Source organism: Ancylobacter lacus, assembly GCF_018390635.1.
Lineage (GTDB): Bacteria > Pseudomonadota > Alphaproteobacteria > Rhizobiales > Xanthobacteraceae > Ancylobacter > Ancylobacter lacus.
This window is the reverse complement of record NZ_JAHBGE010000044.1, coordinates 96814-115160: the sequence shown is the minus strand read 5'-3', so window position 1 is coordinate 115160 and position 18347 is coordinate 96814. Positions and strand designations below refer to the sequence as shown.

The following is an 18347-nucleotide window of genomic DNA, read 5'->3' as shown; positions in this document are numbered from 1 at the left end:
GACATGACCCTCGAGGCCCCGGTTTCCACCCCCTCCACCCCGTTCGACGGGGTGAAGCTCGCCATCATGCAGAAGCGCTTCGACGGCGTGACCCGCAAGATGGCGAACACCCTGCTGCGCACCGCCCGCTCCGGCGTCATCAACACCGCGCGCGATTTCTCCTGCGCGCTGGTGACGGCCGGGTGCGAGCTGCTGACCGCCGCCGACAGCTACCCCATCCACGTCATCGGCGGCGCCGACCTGATGGCGCGGGCGATGCTGGACATCCACCCGGAGGTGAAGCGCGGCGACGCCTTCCTCCACAACTCGCCCTATCACGGCAATTCGCACGCCGCCGACCACACCATCCTGGTGCCGGTGTTCGACGACGACGACGTCCACCGCTTCACCGTGGTGGCCAAGGCGCACCAGGCGGATTGCGGCAACTCGCTGCCGACCACCTACATGGGCAATGCCCGCGACGTGTATGAGGAAGGCGCGCTCATCTTCCCGGCGGTGAAGGTGCAGTCCGACTATGTCGACAACCGCGACATCATCAACATGTGCCTGATGCGCATAAGGGTGCCGGAGCAGTGGCGCGGCGATTACCTCGCCATGGTCGGCGCCGCCCGGATCGGCGAGCGCGAGATCATGCGGATGGGCCGCGAACTCGGCTGGGACGCGCTGACCGAGCACGCCCGCCAGTGGTTCGACGTCACCGAGCGGCAGATGGTCGAGGTCATCTCCACCATCCGTTCCGGCAAGGCCCGCGGCACCTGCACCCACGACCCGCTGCCCGGCACGCCGGCGGAGGGCATCCGCGCCAATGCCGACGTCACCATCGACGCCGCGGCCGGCCGCATCGTGGTCGACCTCACCGACAATATCGACTGCCTGCCGGTCGGCGTGAACCTCAGCCACGCCTGCGCCCGCACCGCCGCGCTGGTGGGGGTGCTCAACAGCCTGCCGCGCCCGGTCACGCCCAATGCCGGCAGCCTGCGGCGGATCGAGGTGCGGCTGCGCGAGAACTGCGTGGTCGGCATTCCGCGCCACCCCCATTCCACCTCGGTCGCCACCACCAATCTCGGCGATCGCGTCTCCAACGCGGTGCAGCTCGCCATGGCCACCATCGACCCCAGCGTCGGCATGGCGGAGGGCGGCGCCGCGCTGCCGCCATCGGCCGGCGTCATCTCCGGCCGGGACCCGCGCAACGGCCACGCCTTCGTCAACGAGGTGATCCTCGCCGCGGGCGGCGGACCGGGCACGCCGGTGCAGGATGGCTGGCTCTCGCTGTTCTGCATGGGCAATGCCGGCATGCCCTTCTATGACAGCATCGAGATCGACGAGATGCTGCACCCGATGATGATCGAGACCCGCAAGATCCTGACCGACAGCGAGGGTGCCGGCGCCTTCCGTGGCGCGCCCGGCATCATGACCGCGTTCCGGCCCATCGACTGCGACTTCGAGCTCGGCTTCTGCAGCGACGGCACGGTCAATCCCTCGCTCGGCACCCGGGGCGGCGGCAACGCCCGGCCGGCCGCGCAGTATCTGGAATCCGACGCCGGCGAGGTGGTGCCGCTCTCCACCTCCGAGCACGTCCATGTGCGGGTGGACCAGCGGGTCGTCTCGCTGTCGAATGGCGGCGGCGGCTATGGCGCGCCGGAAACCCGCGATCCCGCCCGGGTGGCGCTGGACGTCGCCGAGGGCTGGGTGAGCCCGGCGCGTGCCCGCGAGGTCTACCGCGTCGCGCTCACCGCCGACCTCGCGGTCGACGGCGCGGCGACCGCCGCGCTCCGGGCAGGCTGCGAGGCGCCATGACGGTAAGGGAGCTTCTGGCGCAGGCGACGCGGGCCGATGGCGAGCGCCTCGTCGCTACCACCCGGCGGCTGCTGGCGACGCGCAGCGAAACCCCGCCCGGCGACACCAACGCCATGGCCGCGGAAGTGGCCACCATCCTCGCCGACACCCCCGCCATCGAGATCGAGCGCCACCCCGGCGCCGGCCATGTGATGAACCTCGTGCTGCGCCTGCGGGGCGGCCGGCCGGGCCGGCGGCTGGTCTTCAACGGCCATATGGACACCTTTCCGCTGGGGGACCGCGCGGCGTGGTCGGCGGACCCGGACGGCGAGGCGCGCTACGGCCGGCTGTACGGGCTCGGCGTCTCCGACATGAAGGGCGGCCTCGCCGCCATCCTGTTCGCGCTGCGCCACCTCGCCGCCCACCGCGCGGCGTTGCCGGGCGAGGTCGTCGCCACCTTCGCCGGCGACGAGGAAACCATGGGCGTGCTCGGCTCGAAGCGGCTGCTCGACACCGTTCCCCACGCCCGCGGCGACGCCATGATCAGCGCCGACGCCGGCTCGCCGCGGGTGCTGCGCTTCGGCGAGAAGGGGCTGATCTGGCTCACCCTTTCCGCCCGCGGCCGCGCCGCCCACGCCGCCCATGTGCACCGGGGCGAGAGCGCGATCGAGAAGCTGATCGACGCCATCGCGGCGCTGCGGACGATCCGCGACCTGCCCGTCGAGGCCCCGGCGCGGGTGCTGGACGCCATCGCCGCCGCCTCGCCCGCCTCCGAGGCACTGTCGGGGGCCGGCGAAAGCGACGTGCTGCGGCGGGTCACCATCACCTTCGGCACCATCGCCGGCGGCCGGCTCTCCAACCTCATCGCCGACCACGCCGAGGCGACCGCCGATGTGCGGCTCCCGGTCGGCATCAGCGTTGCGCGGGTGGAGGAGGAGATCACCCGGCTCGCCGCCCGGCACGGCGTCGAGGTCGCGATCACCCGGCGCTACGAGCCGAGCTGGACCGACCCCGACCACGAGGTGATCGGCCGGCTCTCGGCCAATTGCCGCGCGGTGCTCGGCATCACCCCCGCGCTCAACATGCGGGTCGGCGCCTCCGACGCCCGCCACTATCGCGGCGCCGGGATTCCCACGGTGGTCTGCGGCCCCACGGCGTACAACATGGGCGCGGCCGACGAGCATGTGATGATCGACGAGCTGGTCGCGCTGGGCGAGATCTTCACCCTCACCGCCTTCGACTATCTCACGGCCTGAGCGTCCCGGCACACGTCGCCGCACGCCGGCCCCTCACGGGCAGACGGCGCGGCGGGCGGGCGCGGCGATCATCTCCCGGATCTTGGTCGCCAGCGCCTCTATGGCGAAGGGCTTGGTCATCATCGCCATGCCGGGGCCGAGGAATTCCGAGCGCATCACCGCATCCTCGGCATAGCCGGTGAGGAACAGGATCGCGAGGTCGGGCCGCTCCCGCCGCGCCAGCTCCGCAAGCTGCCGCCCGTTCATCCCCGGCAGGCCGACATCCGAAATCATGAGCTGGATGTCGCGATTGGCGGACAGCTCCCTTAGGGCGGACTGTGCCTCGGCGGTGACGACCGATGCATAGCCGAGTTCCTGCAGGATGTCGGCCACCAGCAGGCGCACGGATTCATCGTCCTCCACCAGCAGCACGGTCTGCCCCTCGCCCTCGAAGGCCACCGCCGGCGGCTCCGGCCGGGGCGGGGCGGGCGCCTCGGCGACGGGCAGATACAGCTCGACCGTGGTGCCCTGTCCGGGGACGCTGCGGATCTCGACATGCCCGTTGCTCTGGCGGGCGAAGCCATAGACCATCGACAGGCCGAGGCCGGTGCCCTGCCCCACCGGCTTGGTGGTGAAGAACGGCTCGAACACCTTGTTCAGCACCTCCGGCGCCATGCCGCTGCCGGTATCGGCGACGGCGATGACGATGTAGCGGCCCGGCTTCAGCTCGTGCGTCGCCAGCACATCGAGCGCGGTGAAGCTCTGCTGCCGCGTCGTCACCGTGAGCTGGCCGCCCCCGGGCATCGCGTCGCGGGCATTGATGGCGAGGTTGAGGATCGCGCTTTCGAGCTGGTTGGCGTCGGCGGTCGCCCAGCACAGCGCGGGATCGAGCCGGGTGTCCAGCCGCACCGACTCGCCAATGGTGCGGCGGAGCAGGTCCTCCAGCGACCCGACCAGCGCGTTGATGTCGACCGGGCGTGAATCCAGCGACTGCCGGCGCGAAAAGGCGAGCAGGCGCTGCGTCAGCGCCGTCGCGCGCTGCGCCGAGGACGAGGCGGCGGTCATGAAGTGGTCGAGGTCGTCGAGCCGGCCGGCGGCAATGCGGCGCTTCATGATGTCGATGGCGCCGATCACCCCGGTCATCATGTTGTTGAAGTCGTGGGCGATGCCGCCGGTGAGCTGGCCGACCGCCTCCATCTTCTGCGCCTGCCGCAGGGCGGCCTCGGTGCGGCGCAGCGTGCTCTCGGCCTCGCGCTGGGCGGTGATGTCGCGGCCCACCGCCTGCAGCAGATCGTCGGCGGCCACCGCGCTCCATTCGATCCACCGCAGCCCGCCCTCGCGCGTCCGCAGCGGGAGCGCGAAACGCTGCGGCAGGGTCTCCCGGCCGAGCGCGTCGAGAATGCCGCGGAAGCGCTCGCGGTCCTCCGGCGCGACGAAATCGACCAGAGGGGCGCCGCCGGACTGGCCGGCCTCCCAGCCCAGAAGGTGGGTCCAGGCCGGGTTGGTGGCCTTGATGACGCCGTCGAGCCGGGCGACCACCATGATGTCGGTCGAGAGCCGCCACATCCGGTCGCGCTCGGCGGTGCGCTCGGCCACCCGCCGCTCCAGCGTCATGTTGAGGCCGCGCAGCTCGGCCTCGGCCGCCTTGCGCTCGTTGACGTCGCGCAGGATCGCGGTGACGAAGTAGCGCGCATCGCTGGTCCAGCGGGAGGCGGTGAGCTCCAGGAAGCTCGCCGACCCGTCCCGGCGCCGCGCCTCCACCTCGACCGGCCGGGTCAGCGGGTCGCCGCCGAGCACCCGCTCCCAGGCCGTGCGCCAGGCGCCATGCTCCTGCAGCAGCGACGACAGCGTCACGCCGACGAGGTCCTCGGCGGGCCGATCGAACAGGCCGGCGGCGGAGGGGTTGGCGAGCTGGATCACGCCATCGGCATCGAGCGTCAGGATCGCGTCGAGCGCGCTGTCCACCACGGCGTGGTAGCGCGCGTTCTGGCGCTGCCGCAGCACCCGCTCGCGGTTGGCGCTGGCGGTGACGTCGACGAGCTGGATCAGGCAGGTGTCGTGCGGCTTCGGCCCCAGCGGGCGGACCGAGGCGTTGTGGACCAGTTCGAGACCGGCGCGGGTGCGCAAGGGAAACACGGCCGCATGCAGCGAATGGGTGAGAAGGCTCGCCGTGCCGGCGGAAAAGGCCTCCCTGAGCGCCGCCCAGAGTCGCGCCGGCGTGTCGGCGAACAGGTCGTCCAGCGGCCGGCCGAGACACGCCGAAGCCGGCTTTCCGGTCGCCGCGGCCATCCACCGGTTCCAGATGAGGACACGCCGCTCCCGGTCGACGACGATGACGCCACCGTCCAGCTCGTCGATGAGCATGCGCGCGAGATCATCGTCAAACAGGGGCATTCGCCTCGGGCACCGCTCCGCCTGCAACCCGCTCGATGAATTCGTCCAGCAGTCCCCGCAGCGCTTCCAGCGAGGGCAAATCCATCAGCATCGCGATGTAGCCACGAATGTCGCGTTCGTGCACCGCGAAATTGATGTAGAGGAACAGAACGACGTCGCCCCCCACCGGCGGCGGCGCCAGCTCGAAGAGATCGCGGCCGTGACCGCGCAGGATTTCCGGCAGCGACATCTTGAGGCTGCGGTGCAGCATGTTGGCGATGGTCGCGAGGCAGCCGTTCAGGATGATGTTGCCGGTCTCCGCCAGCGCCTCCTGCTCCAGCTCGATGATATCCTCCAGCGGCAGCATGCCGCCGGTGACGGCCCGCACCAGTTCGAGGCTGTTGATCTCGGGGAATATCAGCAGGGCCCGCCCGGTGATGTCGCCCTCGAACAGCTGATGGACCGCGACGAGGCCGCGCTCCTCGGTGGCGCCCAGAATCGCGATGGCGTCGGCCCGGCTCACCAGCGTCACGCGGGGCACGGAGAGCAGCACCTGCCGGCTGACGAGGTCCCGCAGGCTGGCCGCGGCCCGGCTGACGCCGATGTTGACGAGCTCCGTCAACGCGTCGATCTGCAGCTCGCTGAGGACAAGGCGGCTCTGGTCGCTCACATCGACCTCTTGGACTGCTGGACCTCGCTTAGAAATTGGCCAAGCGCCTCCTGGGTCAAGGGCTTGGAGAGAAATATCGCCCCCACCTCATGCGCCTGGCTGACCACCTCGCGCTGATGGTTGGCGGAGATGAGCGCCAGCGCGATGCCGGGGGAGAGATCGCGCAGTTCGCCCGCGAGCTGCAGCCCGTCGCGGCCGGGCATGTTGTAGTCCAGCAGGGCGATGTCGAAGGTCTGGCTGCGGGCGAGGGCGAGCGCGTCGTCGGCGTTCGCCGCCTCCACACGGGTCCAGCCGGGCTGCAGATTGTTCATCGCTTTGGCGATCGCCATGCGGGCGAGCTTGCTGTCGTCGACGATGAGGACCTGAAACGTCATGAAGGAAGGCTCCGAAAGGCGGGCTCGCCGCGGTTGGGATCATCGGATGCGCCGGTCGGGCCCGCGCCGCCCCAGGCGGCGGTCCCGGCTGGGGGGGCAGCGTGGCGGGCGGCAACGGCGTCTGCCGCCCGCCCCTCTCCAGCGCCGGAGAGGAGGGTGGTGCCGTCGGCCTTGCCATGCACGGTCATAGCTGAAGCTCATGAAGGTCGAGCACGATGAGAACACGGCCGTCGCCGAGAAGCGTGGTGCCAAGGCACGGCAGGCCGGCGAGCAGGCCCTCCATCGGCCGCAGCATGACGCTCATGCGCTCGCCGAACCGGCCGACCTCCAGCCCGCCATAGGCGCCGGCCACCAGGGTAACGACGACGAGCGCCTCGGACGAGCGTTCCGTTGAGCCTTCCGCCTCGAGAACGCCCGAGAGGTCGAGAAGCGGCACGGTGCGCCCGCGCCAGACGAAGGCCCGGGCGGCACCGATGCGGGCAAGCGCGGCGCGCGGGATGCGGGTGGTCTCCACCACCACGTCGAGCGGCAGGCCGAGCACCTGCCCGCCCACCTCCACGGTCATGACCTCGGTCTTGAGGATGCTGACCGGCAGGTCGAGCCGCACCCGCGTGCCGAGCCCCGGCCGGCTGCGCAGCGCCACCCGGCCGCCGAGCCGCTCCACCGCCACCCGCACCGCGTCCATGCCGACGCCGCGGCCGGAATAATCGGTGACGTCGGGCCGCGTGGAGAAGCCGGGCGCGAAAACGAGGTCGCCGGCCTCCTCCTCCGTCAGCGCCGCGAGGGCCTCCGGGCTCGCGACGCCCCGCGCGGCGGCCACCGCGCGGATGCGGGCGGTGTCGAGACCGCCGCCATCGTCCTCCACCTCGACCACGAGGCGGTCCTCCTCGCGACGGGCCCGCAGGACGACGAGGCCGGTCTCCGGCTTGCCGGCGGCGCGGCGGGCGGCGGCGGGCTCGATGGCGTGGTCAGCGGCGTTGCGCAGGATGTGCAGCAGCGGCTCGAACAGCGCCTCGACGATCGCCTTGTCCGCCTCGGTCGCCTCGCCTTCGATGACGAGGCGCAGAGGCTTGTCCAGCGCCTGCGCCATGTCCCGCACCAGCCGGGGAAAACGCTGGAAGACGTGGCGGAGCGGCAGCACCCGCAGGGCCAGCACGGCATGCTGGAATGCGTCCACCAGCCGCTCCAGCGCGCCATGCTGCCGCTTCAGCAGGGGTGCGAGCGCCCGCCCCTCCCCCCGCTCGGCCAGCGCGGCGGCATGGCCGGCGGCGTTCATCAGCACGGTGAACTCGCCGGCGAGCCGCACCAGCGCATCGACCCGGCCGATATCGACCCGCAGCGAGCGGGCGCCGGAATCCGCCGCGGCCTCCTCGCCGCGCAGGCCGCCCTGCTGCGGGGACCGCGCCGCCGCCGGCGCCGGGGCCGGCAGGCCGTCGGCCTCGGGAGAGGCCCGCCGCATGGCGCGGACGAGGTCGGCGACACCGGCGCCCGCCTGCGCCAGCCGCTCCAGCTCGGCCGCGGCATCACCCTCGCCCGCCGCCCGGAGCACGTTGACCGCCGTGGCCAGCGCGGCGGCCGCGCGCCCCTCGAAGCCCTCGTCGCGCGGTCCCCGCAGCAGGGCGGCCTGCGCGGCGAGGAGGGCGTCCACCGCCTCGGAGACGGCCGACGCGGCGGGGACGGGATCGGGCTGCCCGGTCGGCCGGTCCGGGCCGTTGGCCGGGGGCGGATCCGGCGCGAACAGCGCGACGAGGGAGTCGGCCGCCGCTTCCGCGTCGGCGGGCGGCTCGCCGCTCTGCGCGATCAGATCGAGCCACGCCACCACCTGATCGAGGCAGGACAGGCAGCGCCCGGTAAGATCGCGGTCGAGCGGGCGCGCGCCGCTGCGAACCGCCGACAGCGCGTCCTCGGCGGCGTGCAGGGCGCGGGCCATCGCCGCGAAATCGATGATGCCGGCGGCGCCCTTCAGCGTATGGAATGCCCGGAAGGCGCCCGCCACGGCCTCGGCGTCGTCCGGGTGCTGCTCGGCCGCCAGCAGGTCCGCCGTGCCCTGCTCGACGAGTTCGCGCGCCTCGATGAGAAACTGCTCGATGAACTCGTTCACGCCGGCACCCCGCACATGAGACGGGCGTGGAGGGTGAGGACCTCCGGCTCCAGCGGCTTGACGAGATAGAAATTGGCGCCAGCCGCCCGGGCCGCCTCCCTGTCCTGCGCCGCCGCCTCGGTGCTGGTGACGAGGGCGGGAATGGCGGCGGCGGCGGAGGTCAGGCGCCGCAGGGTCCTGAGGAAGGTCAGCCCGTCCATGCGCGGCATGTTGACGTCGACGATGAGCAGGTCGAACGGACCGACCAGCAGCGCCTCCAGCGCCTCCAGCCCGTTCAGCGCCTCTTCCACGACGAAGCCGTCGTCCTCCAGCAACTGGCGGTAGTACAGCCGCACCAGGCTGGCGTCGTCGATCACCAGCACGCGCCGGCCGGACCGGATGGGCTCCGCCTCAGCCATGGCGCGGCTCCCGCGGCCGTTGATAGACGATCGCGTCGGCATAGCGACACACGTCGAACAGGGGCGATATCCGGCTCATGGATTCACTGTGGCCGAGGCACAGGAAGCCGCCCGGCATCAGGTTGTCGTACAGGTTTTCCGCGGCGATGCGGCGCGAGGCATCATCGAAATAGATCAGGACGTTGCGGCAGAAGATCACGTCGAACACGCCGTGGGCCCGCATGCCGGCGGCATCGACGAGATTGACCGTGGTAAAATCTATCGAATTGCGCAGTTCCGCAATGATCCGCCAGCTCTCCGGGCCCTCCGGCTCGAAATACTTCGCGATCAGCGGCTCGGACAGCCGCATCAGGGCGCGCCGGCCGAAATGGCCGGCCCGCGCGGCCTCGATCACCCGGGTGTCGATGTCGGAGCCCACGATCTCGATCTCGAACGCATCCACCATCGGCCAGTTTTCCAGCAGCCAGATGGCGATGGAGTAAGGCTCCTCCCCGGTCGAGCACGGCACCGACCAGATGCGCAGCGGCCGCCCCGCCGGGCGGGCCTCGATGCGCCGGGCCAGCAGGTCGCCGGAGAGGCAGCGAAGCTGGTGCTCCTCGCGGAAGAAATAGGTCTCGTTGACGGTGAAGGCGTTGATGAACTGCTCCACCTCGCCGTCGAGGTCGCGGCGCAGGCGGGCGAAATAGGCGGCGAACGAGGCCGTGTTCGTGGCGGACCGGCGCTCGGTGACCCGCCGCTCGACGTAATAGCGCCTGGCCTCGGTGAACACCATGCCGGTGCGCCGGTAGATGAAGTCGCACAGCCGCCGGAATTCGTCCTCGTTCACGCGCCGGCCTCGCCCGCCCGGTCGGACGCCGCACGGATGCGCCGCATGGCAATCCCGGTCGCGAAGACGAGGAACGCCGGGGCGCCCGGCCGCGCGGCGCAGCGCGCCAGCACCGGCAGGGCCTGCGGTTCGCCCAGCTCGGCGAGAACGTCCACCGCCGCGGCGCAGACATTGGGCTCGGCCTCGCGTTCCAGCACCGCGCACATCAGCGCGGTCGCCTCGTCCGAGGCGAGGACGCGCGCGAGCCCGCAGGCGAGCAGCCGCACATCCGGGTCGTCGTCGCGCAGCAGGGCGGGAAGCCGGGCCGGCAGCCGGGCGGGCATCGCCGCCAGCGCGTCCAGCGCGCCGCCGCGAAGCCCGGCATCCGGCGACCGCAGCAGGGCAAGCAGGAGGTCGGCGCATTCCCCGGTGCCGAGCCCGGCGAGCCCGGTGAAGATCGCCTCCCGCACGCGGATGTCTTCTTCTCCCGCCAGCGCCGCCGCCAGCAGCCCCGCCGCTTCCGGCACGCCGGCAAGGGCGCGTGCGGCGGCGCGGCGCGCGTCCGGCGTGCCGTGTTGCAGCGCGGCCTTCAGGGCGGCGACATCCGGCGCGGTCCGGGGATCGGGGGACGATGCCGGCGCGCCGGCGGCCTTCGGGCGGATCAGCGGCATCTCACGGCACCATCGCCAGCAGGCGGGCGGCAATGTCGGGCAACGGCTCCACCCATTCGGCCCCGCCCGCCTTCACCAGTTCGCCGGGCATGCCCCAGACCGCCGCGGTCTCCTCGGCCTCGGCGATGGTGTGGCCGCCGCGCGCGTGCAGCTCCGCCATCGCGGCGGCGCCGTCATTGCCCATGCCGGTCATCAGGATGCCGATGATCCGGGCCGGCGCAAGCTCCTCCATGGCGGAGGCGACGAGGCGGTCGGCGCTGGGGTGCCAGAGATGGGCGGGCAGCGGCGGCGCCGCCATGGCGACCAGCGCCGCGTCGCGGCGGGATACGAGAAGGTCGGCATCGCCCGCCCCGATATAGACCATGCCGGGCTGCAGCGGCACCGGCTCCCTCACCTCGATGACGGCGAGCGCGCAGAGCTTGTCGAGCCGGCGGGCCAGCGCGCCGGTGAAGCTCGCCGGCATGTGCTGCGCCACCAGGATCGGCCACGGGAAGGAGGCGGGCAGTGCCGTGAGCAGTGCCTCGAGCGCGGGCGGCCCGCCGGTGGAGGCGCCGACCAGCACCAGCCCGTCGCCTTCCGCCATGGGGCGGAGCGCCCGCGCCGGCGCGGACGGAGCGGCCGCCAGCGCGGCGCCGATCCGCTGACGCACACGCTCGCGCAGCCGCAGGCTCGACCGGACCTTCGCCCGCGCCGCACCGCGGACCTTCGCCACCAGCCGGGGCGCCCATTCGTCCATATGCAGCGAGACCGGGCCGCCCGGCTTGGGCATGACGTCGACGGCGCCAAGCTCGAACGCCTTCAGCGTCGCCTCGGCACCGGGCAGGCTGTGGGACGAGACGATGACCACCGGGCACGGCCGCTCGACCATCAGCCGGTCGAGGCAGGTCAGCCCGTCCATGCGCGGCATGTCGAGGTCGAGCGTCACCACGTCCGGGGCGAAGCTGCGGTTCTGTTCCAGCGCCGCGAGGCCGTCGCGCGCGACGCGCACCTCGAAGCCGCCGGCGCGGGCGAAGATCTCGCCGAGCAGCTTGCGGATGAGGGCGGAGTCGTCGACGATCAGCAGCCTGATCACCTTGCCTCGCGCCGCTTCTTGGCGAAACCGTCGAGCAGCCCGCGTTCGGCGCGGGTCATCAGTTCGGCGGGATCGAGCAGGAGGATGAGCCGCCCGGCCGGCTCCAGATTGAGGATGCCGGACACCAGCCGCGCCGGCTCGCCGGCGAGATCGGGCGCGGGATCGACGGCGTCTTCACGGCAGCGCAGGATTTCCGTCACCCGGTCCACGACGATGCCGGCGCGGTGGCGGTCGGTGCGCACCACGATGATCCGGCGCGGCGCGCCCGGCGGCAGGGCCGGCATGTCGAAGCGGCGGCGCTGGTCGATGATGGGCAGCACGCTGCCGCGCAGATTGACGACGCCCTCCAGGAATTTCGGCGTCCCCGGAATCCGCGTCACCGCGCCGGCCGCCTTCACCACCTCGTCGACGGCGCCGATCGGCAGGGCGTACTCGTCCTCGCCCAGCCGGAAGACCAGCAGCGCCATCTCTCCGGCCGCGGCAGCCGCGTCCGGCACGGCGTCGCCGGCCTCCCGGCGATCGAGCCGCTGCATGACCTCCTCCCGGAAAAGCGTTTGTGGATCGAGGATCGGCACCAGCCGCCGGCCATTTTCCGCCCGCAGCAGGCGCGGGATGCGCAGCTCGCCCCCGATCCGCGCCGCGAGCACCGGCGGCACGGGCTCGACGCTCGCGGGATCGGCCGGGAGCACGTCGCGCATCCGGTCGACGACAAGGCCCACCGCATGGCCGGACACCCTGACCACCACCACCTTGCCCGCGCCTTTGCCGCCCTCGGTCTGCGCCGGCAGGCCGAGCAGCCCGCGCAGCGCGAAGAGCGGCAGCAGCCGGCCGCGGTGAACCGCCACCCCGCGCGCCACCGCCTCATCCGGCGGGAGGGCCGTCACGCTCGGCGGCAGGGGCCGTATTTCCTGCACCGCGCCGATGGGCAGGCCATATTCCTGCCCGGCGGCCTCGAAGGTGACGAGCCGCTCGCCCACCCCGCCGGGAGAGGCCGCCTGCGACGGGTGGAGGCGCGGCTGAGCCGGGCCCGGTGCCACCGCCGGACGCGGCGGGCGCGGGCGCGGCACGAAGGCCGCCGCCAGCAAGGGCGGCATGTCGAGCACCCGGGCGAGGTCGCGGTCGTCGTGGAACCGGAAGACGCTCGTGAGCCGCTCGCCCGGCCGGACGGCGGCGCTCGCTTCCGCCGGCTCGATCTGCGCCGCGCCTATGGTGACGAGATCGTCGACCGCATCCACCGCGAGCCCCACCGCCGCCGCCCCGCGCAGCGCGATGGCCCGGGCGGCGGCGGACCGGGCCGGCGTGGGCCGCGCGGCGGGCGCGGCCCGCCCCAGCAGCGCCCGCAGGCTGGCCACGGGCAGGGTGGCGCCGCGCAGGCTGGCGATGCCCATCAGCGCCGCGGGAGCCTGCGGCAGCCGCGCGAGCGGGGGCAGGCGGATCACCTCCGCCACGTCCTGCGCCGGCAGCGCATAGATATCCGCGCCGACGCGGAAGGTGAGGAAGCGGTGCGTCGTCCCGCCGGCAGCCATGGGCTGGGGCGGGTTATCCATTCTGCTGCCTGAAGGCGTCGGCCAGCGAGGCGATTTCCTCGATGGCGGCGGCAAGGTCGTCCGCGCCCTGGGCCTGCTGCGCCGACGCCGTGGCGGCCTGGCGCGCGGCGAAGCCCGCCTCCTCGGCGGAGGCCGCGATCTGCCGGGCCGCCTGCGCGCACTGCCGGACCGCCGCCATGATCGCCTGGGCGCTCTCGGCAATGCCGCGGTTGCCGGCGCTGAGCTCGGCGACGTCGGCGTCGAGCCGCTCCAGCGCGGCGGAGACGGCCCGGTGGTTCTGGATCTCGGTTTCCGCGGTCAGGATGGCGAGTTCGCAGTCGCGGCGCAGCGAGCCGATCTGCTCGAGAACCGCGCGGACCGTGTCCTTGATGCCGGACACGCTGTCGGAGGCATCGCGGGCAAGGCTGCGGATATCCGCCGACACCAGCGAGAAACCCCGCCCGGCCTCGCCGGCACGCGCCGCCTCGACGGAGCCGCTGACCGCCAGCATCGTGGTCTGGATAGCGACCAGCGCGATGCTGTCGACGATCTTCTCGATGCGCCGGCCGATGCCCTCGAGCTGCAGCACCGTGGCGAGGCTGCCCTGCGTGCGGGCCAGCGCGGTGCCGACACCGGCCATCAGCCGCTCGATGGCCGCCCGGCTCTCCGCGAGCGTCCGCTCCATGGCCACCACCCGCTCCGCCGCCCGCACGGCGTTTTCCTCGGCGAGGGTGGCGCCGGCCTCGATCTCGGTCAGCGCGGCAGAGGTCTGGCGGGTGGCGGCGGCCTGCTGCTGGGCACCGCGGTCGATCTGCCCGACCGCCGTCATGATCTGCGTGGCGGCGCCGGAAAGCTGCTGGATGCTGGCGGAAAGTTCCTCGGCCGCGGCCGCGATCCGCTCGGCCTGCGCGGCGGCAACCCCGCCGCGGCGCACGCCCTCGCTGGCCCGCGCCAGCTCCTGTCCCGCAACCTGGCTCTGCTCCAGCGACTGCGTCTGCTGCTGCACCGCCAGTTGCACTTCGCTCGCCGCGGCGGCCTGTTCCTCGGCGGCGCTCGCGACCAGCTCCGCCCCGCGCTGGGCCTCCATCGCCGCCCGTTCGGCTTCCAGTGACGAGGACAGGATCTGGTCGCTGCCCCGGGTGAGGCCGGCCATGTCGGCGCGCACCGTCTCCAGCGCGGCCACCACCTCGGCGCCGGTGCGGGCCTGCGCCTGGGCCATGTCGAACCCCTCCTTCACCGCGGCGGCGACGGTGCCGACCTCGGCCTGGATGGTCTGGGCGAGGCCCTGCACGTCGCCGGCGCTGCGCTCCGAGGTTTCCGCCAGCGCCCTCACCTCCTCCGCCACCACGGCGAAGCCGCGCCCGTGCTCACCCGCCCGCGCCGCCTCGATGGCGGCGTTGAGGGCGAGAAGGCTGGTCTGGTCGGACAGCCCGCCCACCGTCTCGGTGATCTCGCCAATGTCGCGCGCGCGCCGCTCCAGCTCGGCGATCAGGCTCACCGAGGCCTGCTGGCGCAGGGCGTTGCGCTCGATGGCGCGCACCGACGCGGTGATCTGCACGGCCGTCTCGGCCACCACGAGCTGGATCGCCTCGGCGCGACGGCGTCCGGCATCGGCCCGGACCCGCGCCCCGGCAAGGCTGGCGGCAACGGACCGGATGGCGGCGAGCTGTTCCTGCGAGCCGCCGGCCGCCTGCTCCGCCCCGGCCGCGATGCGCTCCATGGAAGCGCGAAGCTGCTCGGCCGCCGCCGAGGCCTCCACCAGCCCGCCCGCGAGCTGTTCGGTGGCCGCCGCCAGCCGCTCGGACGCCTTGTCGTACAGCGCCGCGTCGGCGGCAAGGCCCGCCGCGCCGACGGCGGGGGTCGCCCGTTTTTTCCTCGGCGCGGACGACGGCGCGGCGGCAGCCTCCGGGGTCGCGCCGAGACTGGAAGATTTCACGAGCGTCATATCGTCCCCGGAAGAGCTTACGCGAAGGGACGCACTGTGCGACGGCCCCACGGCGGGCGCAACAGGCGACCGGGGAACTTCCAACATACTGAAATTATAGAGGAACAGAGCACCGTCGCGGCGGCCAGCCGCCTTCCGGCTCAGGCGCCGCCACCGGCGACCACCAGCCTGACGTCAGCGTCGGCGATCGCCCGCGCCAGCGGCCCGGGCGGCGGCAGGTCCGTCACGATGACATCGACCTGCGCGAGCGGGGCGACCTCGAACACCGCGCGACGGTCGAACTTGCTGTGGTCCGCCAGCACGACGAGCCGGTCGGCGCGCTCGATCATCGCCTTCGCCACCTCGGCCTCCTGGAGGTCGAAATCCATGACGCAGCCGGAATCGAGTCCGCCAATGGTGAGGACGGCATAGTCCGCGCGGAATTTGCCGATCTGCTCCAGCGCGAGCGGTCCCAGGCTCTCGCCGGCATCCGCGCCATAGGCGCCGCCGATGAGGAAAACCTTGTGGCCGTGATGTTGGGCGAGGGTGGCGGCAATGCGCGGGGCGTTGGTGATGGCGACCAGCGGCGGGCGCAGCGCCAGCGCCTCGGCGAAGGCGATGGTGGTGCTGCCGGTGTCGATGAACAGCGAGCTGTCCGGCTCGAACAGCGCCGCCGCGGCGCGGGCGATGGCCTGCTTGGCGCCCGCGTTCTGGGTCATCCGCTGGGCGAACGGGCCTTCGGTTTCCGGCAGCGGCGCGGCAGCGCCGAGGGCCCTGGCACCGCCATGGAACCGGCGCAGCCGCCCTTCCGCCTCGAGCCGGGCGAGATCGCGCCGGACGGTCTCGCGGGAGACGTCGAGATGATCGGCCAGCGCCTCCACCGACATCTCGCCGGAGCGGGCCAGCAGGGAAACGATCGTTCGGTGGCGCGAAGCGGAGGGCACGCTCTGGTCCTGACTGTGGGCGGCCCCACCCGGGGCGGCGAGGGATGCCACGGCCATGCCCGCTCGCTGCGGATGGATAGGTACGCCCGCGGCGGCGGTCAATGGCGTGCCGGCCGGCCGCGCGCCGCGCCCGGACAGGCGCGGGCGATCTGACGGAACGGCACGGGCATGGCCGGAGGTTTCAACCGGCGATCAGCCAAGCAGGCATCGGCCCGCTTCGCAAGCGCGGAATCGGTCACGTATTGACCGATTGAATGACCGAATGGTCAAATACGCCAAAATTCGGGCTTTCCTTCCCTAACGAAATTGGTACAGTGCCATGGCCTGCCGTGAAAGCAGGCATGCATAACGACGATGCAGCGACCGGTACGGGGGACCAGATGACGCAGATCCGCGGCGGCAGGACGCGCCTTTCTCACCCGGCCTGAGCCGGCACGGCAGGCGCGCGGGCGCCTGCTCCCAGCACCCACGACATCGGCATACCCACGGCGCCACCCGCGCCGGCGGCCGGAATGTCGTGCGCCTTCCACCGTGCCGCGGACGTGAGGTGCCGGCGGCGCCGTCCAGCCATGGAGTGACAGCGTGAATGCGGACGATGCGATGAAGTCCGGTGGAAGCGGCGCCTGGCGCCTGATCGCGCGCTATGTGCGCGCGGTCGACGCGGTGTCCGACTATGTCGGCTATCTCGCGGCCTCGCTCATCTTCCTCATGGGCGCCGTGCTGATCTTCGACGCCATCACCCGCAACCTCATCAAGATGCCGGTGCACTGGGCGGTCGAGCTCACCCAGTTCGTGCTGGCGGCCTATTACTTCATGGGCGGGCCGTTCACGCTCAAGAACAACGAGCATGTCCGCATGGACCTCTGGTATTCCACCCTGTCCGAGCGCGGCAAGGCGAAGGTCGACCTCGTCACCGTCTGGTGCCTGATCTTCTACCTCGGCGTCCTGCTCATCGGCTCCATTTCCAGCCTGCAATACGCCATCGCCACCAATGAGAAGCGGTTCTCGATCTGGAACCCCTCGGTCATCCCGATCAAGGCGCTGCTCACCGTCTGCCTGGTCCTGATGCTGATGCAGGCCTTCGCGCTGGTCTTCAAGCACATCGCCACCCTGCGGGGGGAGACGCTCTGATGACCTACGAGATGATCGCGCTGCTGATGTTCGCCTCGATGGTGCTGGCGCTCATCAGCGGGCAGCTGGTGTTCGCCGGCATCGGCTTCGTCGCCTCCGCCGCCGCGCTGCTGCTGTATGGCCCGGGCGCCATGGACCTGCCGTTCAACCAGGTCTTCAAGCTGTTCAACTGGTACGCGATGCTGACCCTGCCCATGTTCATCTACATGGGCTACATCCTCGCGGAAGCCGGCATCGCGGAGGACCTCTATCGCGCCCTGCATGTCTGGTTCGGCCGCTTCACCGGCGGCCTCGCCATCGGCACCATCTTCCTGATGGTCATCATCTCCGCGATGAACGGCCTCTCCGTGGCGGGCATGGCGATCGGCGCCACCATCGCCCTGCCGGAGATGATCCGCCGCGGCTACGACAAGGTGCTGATCTCGGGCGTGGTGCAGGGCGGCTCCTCGCTCGGCATCCTCATCCCGCCCTCGGTCGTGCTGGTGCTGTACGGCATGATCGCCCGCCAGCCGGTCTCCAAGCTGTGGTTCGCCGGCGTCGGTCCCGGCCTGCTGATGGCGGCGCTGTTCGTCATCTACATCTACGTCCGGGTGAAGCTGAACCCGAAGCTCGCCCCCCAGCTCACCGACGAAGAGCTGAACATGCCGCTGCGCGAGAAGCTGGCGCTGGCGCGGGCGGGCATCATTCCCTTCGCCATCTTCTTCTTCATGACCGGCCTGTTCATCATGGGCTATGTCAGCCTGGTGGAAAGCTCGGCGGTCGGCGCGACGGCGGCGACGCTGGCCGCGGTCTACAAGGGCCACTTCCGCTGGCCGGTGATCCGCGACAGCGCGCTGAAGACGCTGAACGTCTCCTGCATGTTCATGTGGCTGATCCTGGCCGCCCTCGCCTTCGGCACGGTGTTCGACGGGCTGGGCGCGGTGAAGGCGATCGAGTTCCTGTTCGTCAAGCAGTGGGACCTCAATCCCTGGACGATCATCATCATGATGCAGCTCAGCTTCATCCTGATGGGGATGTTCCTCGACGACACGGCGATGCTCGTCATCGTCGCCCCGCTCTACATCCCGCTGGTGAAGGCGCTCGATCTCGGCTTCGACAACCAGCTGATCTGGTACGGCATCCTCTACACCATCACCTGCCAGATCGCCTACATCACCCCGCCCTTCGGCTACAACCTGTTCCTGATGCGCTCGCTGGCGCCGAAGGAAATCTCGCTGGTCGACATCTACAAGTCGATCTGGCCGTTCGCCGCGATCATGTTCCTGACCATCGTCATCCTGATGATCTTTCCGCAGATCGCGCTGTGGCTCCCCGAACACATGAAAGTCAAAGGCTGATCAACAGCCG

15 protein-coding genes are annotated in these 18347 nt (G+C 71.6%); 4 read left to right on the top strand and 11 right to left on the bottom strand.

Going from position 1 to position 18347, the window contains the following annotated elements; all coding sequences use genetic code 11:
- The first annotated feature begins 3 nt into the window (after positions 1-3).
- On the top strand, positions 4-1797 hold the full coding sequence (locus KHC27_RS09470) for a hydantoinase B/oxoprolinase family protein (protein ID WP_213338304.1): 1794 nt from the start codon (positions 4-6) through the stop codon (positions 1795-1797).
- On the top strand, positions 1794-3032 hold the full coding sequence (locus KHC27_RS09465) for a M20/M25/M40 family metallo-hydrolase (protein ID WP_213338302.1): 1239 nt from the start codon (positions 1794-1796) through the stop codon (positions 3030-3032). The genes KHC27_RS09470 and KHC27_RS09465 overlap by 4 nt, the downstream gene beginning before the upstream one ends.
- Positions 3033-3065: 33 nt before the next feature.
- On the opposite strand, the gene KHC27_RS09460 is transcribed toward KHC27_RS09465, so the two are convergent.
- From KHC27_RS09460 to KHC27_RS09410, 11 genes are all read right to left on the bottom strand, one after another.
- Positions 3066-5405 carry a PAS domain-containing hybrid sensor histidine kinase/response regulator gene (locus KHC27_RS09460; RefSeq protein WP_213338300.1) on the bottom strand — a complete coding sequence of 780 codons (2340 nt, stop codon included), beginning with the start codon at positions 5403-5405 and terminating at the stop codon, positions 3066-3068.
- Positions 5392-6054 (bottom strand): chemotaxis protein CheX, encoded by a 663-nt coding sequence (locus KHC27_RS09455; RefSeq protein ID WP_213338298.1) that lies wholly within the window; start codon positions 6052-6054, stop codon positions 5392-5394. The genes KHC27_RS09460 and KHC27_RS09455 overlap by 14 nt, the downstream gene beginning before the upstream one ends.
- The gene (locus tag KHC27_RS09450; protein WP_213338296.1) at positions 6051-6428 is read right to left on the bottom strand and encodes a response regulator transcription factor; all 378 of its coding nucleotides are present in this window, start codon (positions 6426-6428) and stop codon (positions 6051-6053) included. Before KHC27_RS09450 ends, KHC27_RS09455 begins: the two co-directional genes overlap by 4 nt.
- A gap of 184 nt (positions 6429-6612) precedes the next feature.
- Positions 6613-8529: a chemotaxis protein CheA gene (locus tag KHC27_RS09445; protein ID WP_343210878.1), complete on the bottom strand. Its 1917-nt coding sequence runs from the start codon at positions 8527-8529 to the stop codon at positions 6613-6615.
- On the bottom strand, positions 8526-8927 hold the full coding sequence (locus tag KHC27_RS09440) for a response regulator (protein ID WP_213338292.1): 402 nt from the start codon (positions 8925-8927) through the stop codon (positions 8526-8528). Before KHC27_RS09440 ends, KHC27_RS09445 begins: the two co-directional genes overlap by 4 nt.
- Positions 8920-9753 carry a CheR family methyltransferase gene (locus tag KHC27_RS09435; RefSeq protein ID WP_213338291.1) on the bottom strand — a complete coding sequence of 278 codons (834 nt, stop codon included), beginning with the start codon at positions 9751-9753 and terminating at the stop codon, positions 8920-8922. The genes KHC27_RS09440 and KHC27_RS09435 overlap by 8 nt, the downstream gene beginning before the upstream one ends.
- Positions 9750-10403 (bottom strand): HEAT repeat domain-containing protein, encoded by a 654-nt coding sequence (locus KHC27_RS09430; RefSeq protein WP_213338290.1) that lies wholly within the window; start codon positions 10401-10403, stop codon positions 9750-9752. Before KHC27_RS09430 ends, KHC27_RS09435 begins: the two co-directional genes overlap by 4 nt.
- 1 nt (position 10404) lies before the next feature.
- Positions 10405-11475: a chemotaxis-specific protein-glutamate methyltransferase CheB gene (cheB, locus tag KHC27_RS09425; protein ID WP_213338289.1), complete on the bottom strand. Its 1071-nt coding sequence runs from the start codon at positions 11473-11475 to the stop codon at positions 10405-10407.
- Positions 11472-13022, bottom strand: a complete 1551-nt coding sequence (locus KHC27_RS09420; protein ID WP_246519792.1) for a chemotaxis protein CheW — start codon at positions 13020-13022, stop codon at positions 11472-11474. Before KHC27_RS09420 ends, cheB begins: the two co-directional genes overlap by 4 nt.
- Complete coding sequence (locus KHC27_RS09415; protein WP_213338288.1) at positions 13015-14946, bottom strand: methyl-accepting chemotaxis protein; 1932 nt, start codon at positions 14944-14946, stop codon at positions 13015-13017. Before KHC27_RS09415 ends, KHC27_RS09420 begins: the two co-directional genes overlap by 8 nt.
- 140 nt (positions 14947-15086) lie before the next feature.
- The gene (locus tag KHC27_RS09410; RefSeq protein ID WP_246519791.1) at positions 15087-15926 is read right to left on the bottom strand and encodes a DeoR/GlpR family DNA-binding transcription regulator; all 840 of its coding nucleotides are present in this window, start codon (positions 15924-15926) and stop codon (positions 15087-15089) included.
- A 525-nt stretch (positions 15927-16451) separates the two neighbouring features.
- On the opposite strand from KHC27_RS09410, the gene KHC27_RS09405 reads away from it, so the two are divergent.
- Positions 16452-17000 (top strand): TRAP transporter small permease subunit, encoded by a 549-nt coding sequence (locus KHC27_RS09405; protein WP_343210877.1) that lies wholly within the window; start codon positions 16452-16454, stop codon positions 16998-17000.
- The gene (locus tag KHC27_RS09400) at positions 17000-18337 is read left to right on the top strand and encodes a TRAP transporter large permease (RefSeq protein WP_213338286.1); all 1338 of its coding nucleotides are present in this window, start codon (positions 17000-17002) and stop codon (positions 18335-18337) included. The genes KHC27_RS09405 and KHC27_RS09400 overlap by 1 nt, the downstream gene beginning before the upstream one ends.
- Positions 18338-18347 lie beyond the last annotated feature (10 nt).

What these genes read in the sequence shown, in the direction of transcription:
- KHC27_RS09465 (WP_213338302.1), top strand. Translation starts at nt 1,794, where the DNA reads ATGACGGTAAGGGAGCTTCTGGCGCAGGCGACGCGGGCCGATGGCGAG.
- KHC27_RS09410 (WP_246519791.1), bottom strand. Translation starts at nt 15,926, where the DNA reads ATGGCCGTGGCATCCCTCGCCGCCCCGGGTGGGGCCGCCCACAGTCAG.
- KHC27_RS09460 (WP_213338300.1), bottom strand. Translation starts at nt 5,405, where the DNA reads ATGCCCCTGTTTGACGATGATCTCGCGCGCATGCTCATCGACGAGCTG.
- KHC27_RS09420 (WP_246519792.1), bottom strand. Translation starts at nt 13,022, where the DNA reads ATGGATAACCCGCCCCAGCCCATGGCTGCCGGCGGGACGACGCACCGC.
- KHC27_RS09450 (WP_213338296.1), bottom strand. Translation starts at nt 6,428, where the DNA reads ATGACGTTTCAGGTCCTCATCGTCGACGACAGCAAGCTCGCCCGCATG.
- KHC27_RS09400 (WP_213338286.1), top strand. Translation starts at nt 17,000, where the DNA reads ATGACCTACGAGATGATCGCGCTGCTGATGTTCGCCTCGATGGTGCTG.
- KHC27_RS09430 (WP_213338290.1), bottom strand. Translation starts at nt 10,403, where the DNA reads ATGCCGCTGATCCGCCCGAAGGCCGCCGGCGCGCCGGCATCGTCCCCC.
- KHC27_RS09470 (WP_213338304.1), top strand. Translation starts at nt 4, where the DNA reads ATGACCCTCGAGGCCCCGGTTTCCACCCCCTCCACCCCGTTCGACGGG.
- KHC27_RS09415 (WP_213338288.1), bottom strand. Translation starts at nt 14,946, where the DNA reads ATGACGCTCGTGAAATCTTCCAGTCTCGGCGCGACCCCGGAGGCTGCC.
- KHC27_RS09440 (WP_213338292.1), bottom strand. Translation starts at nt 8,927, where the DNA reads ATGGCTGAGGCGGAGCCCATCCGGTCCGGCCGGCGCGTGCTGGTGATC.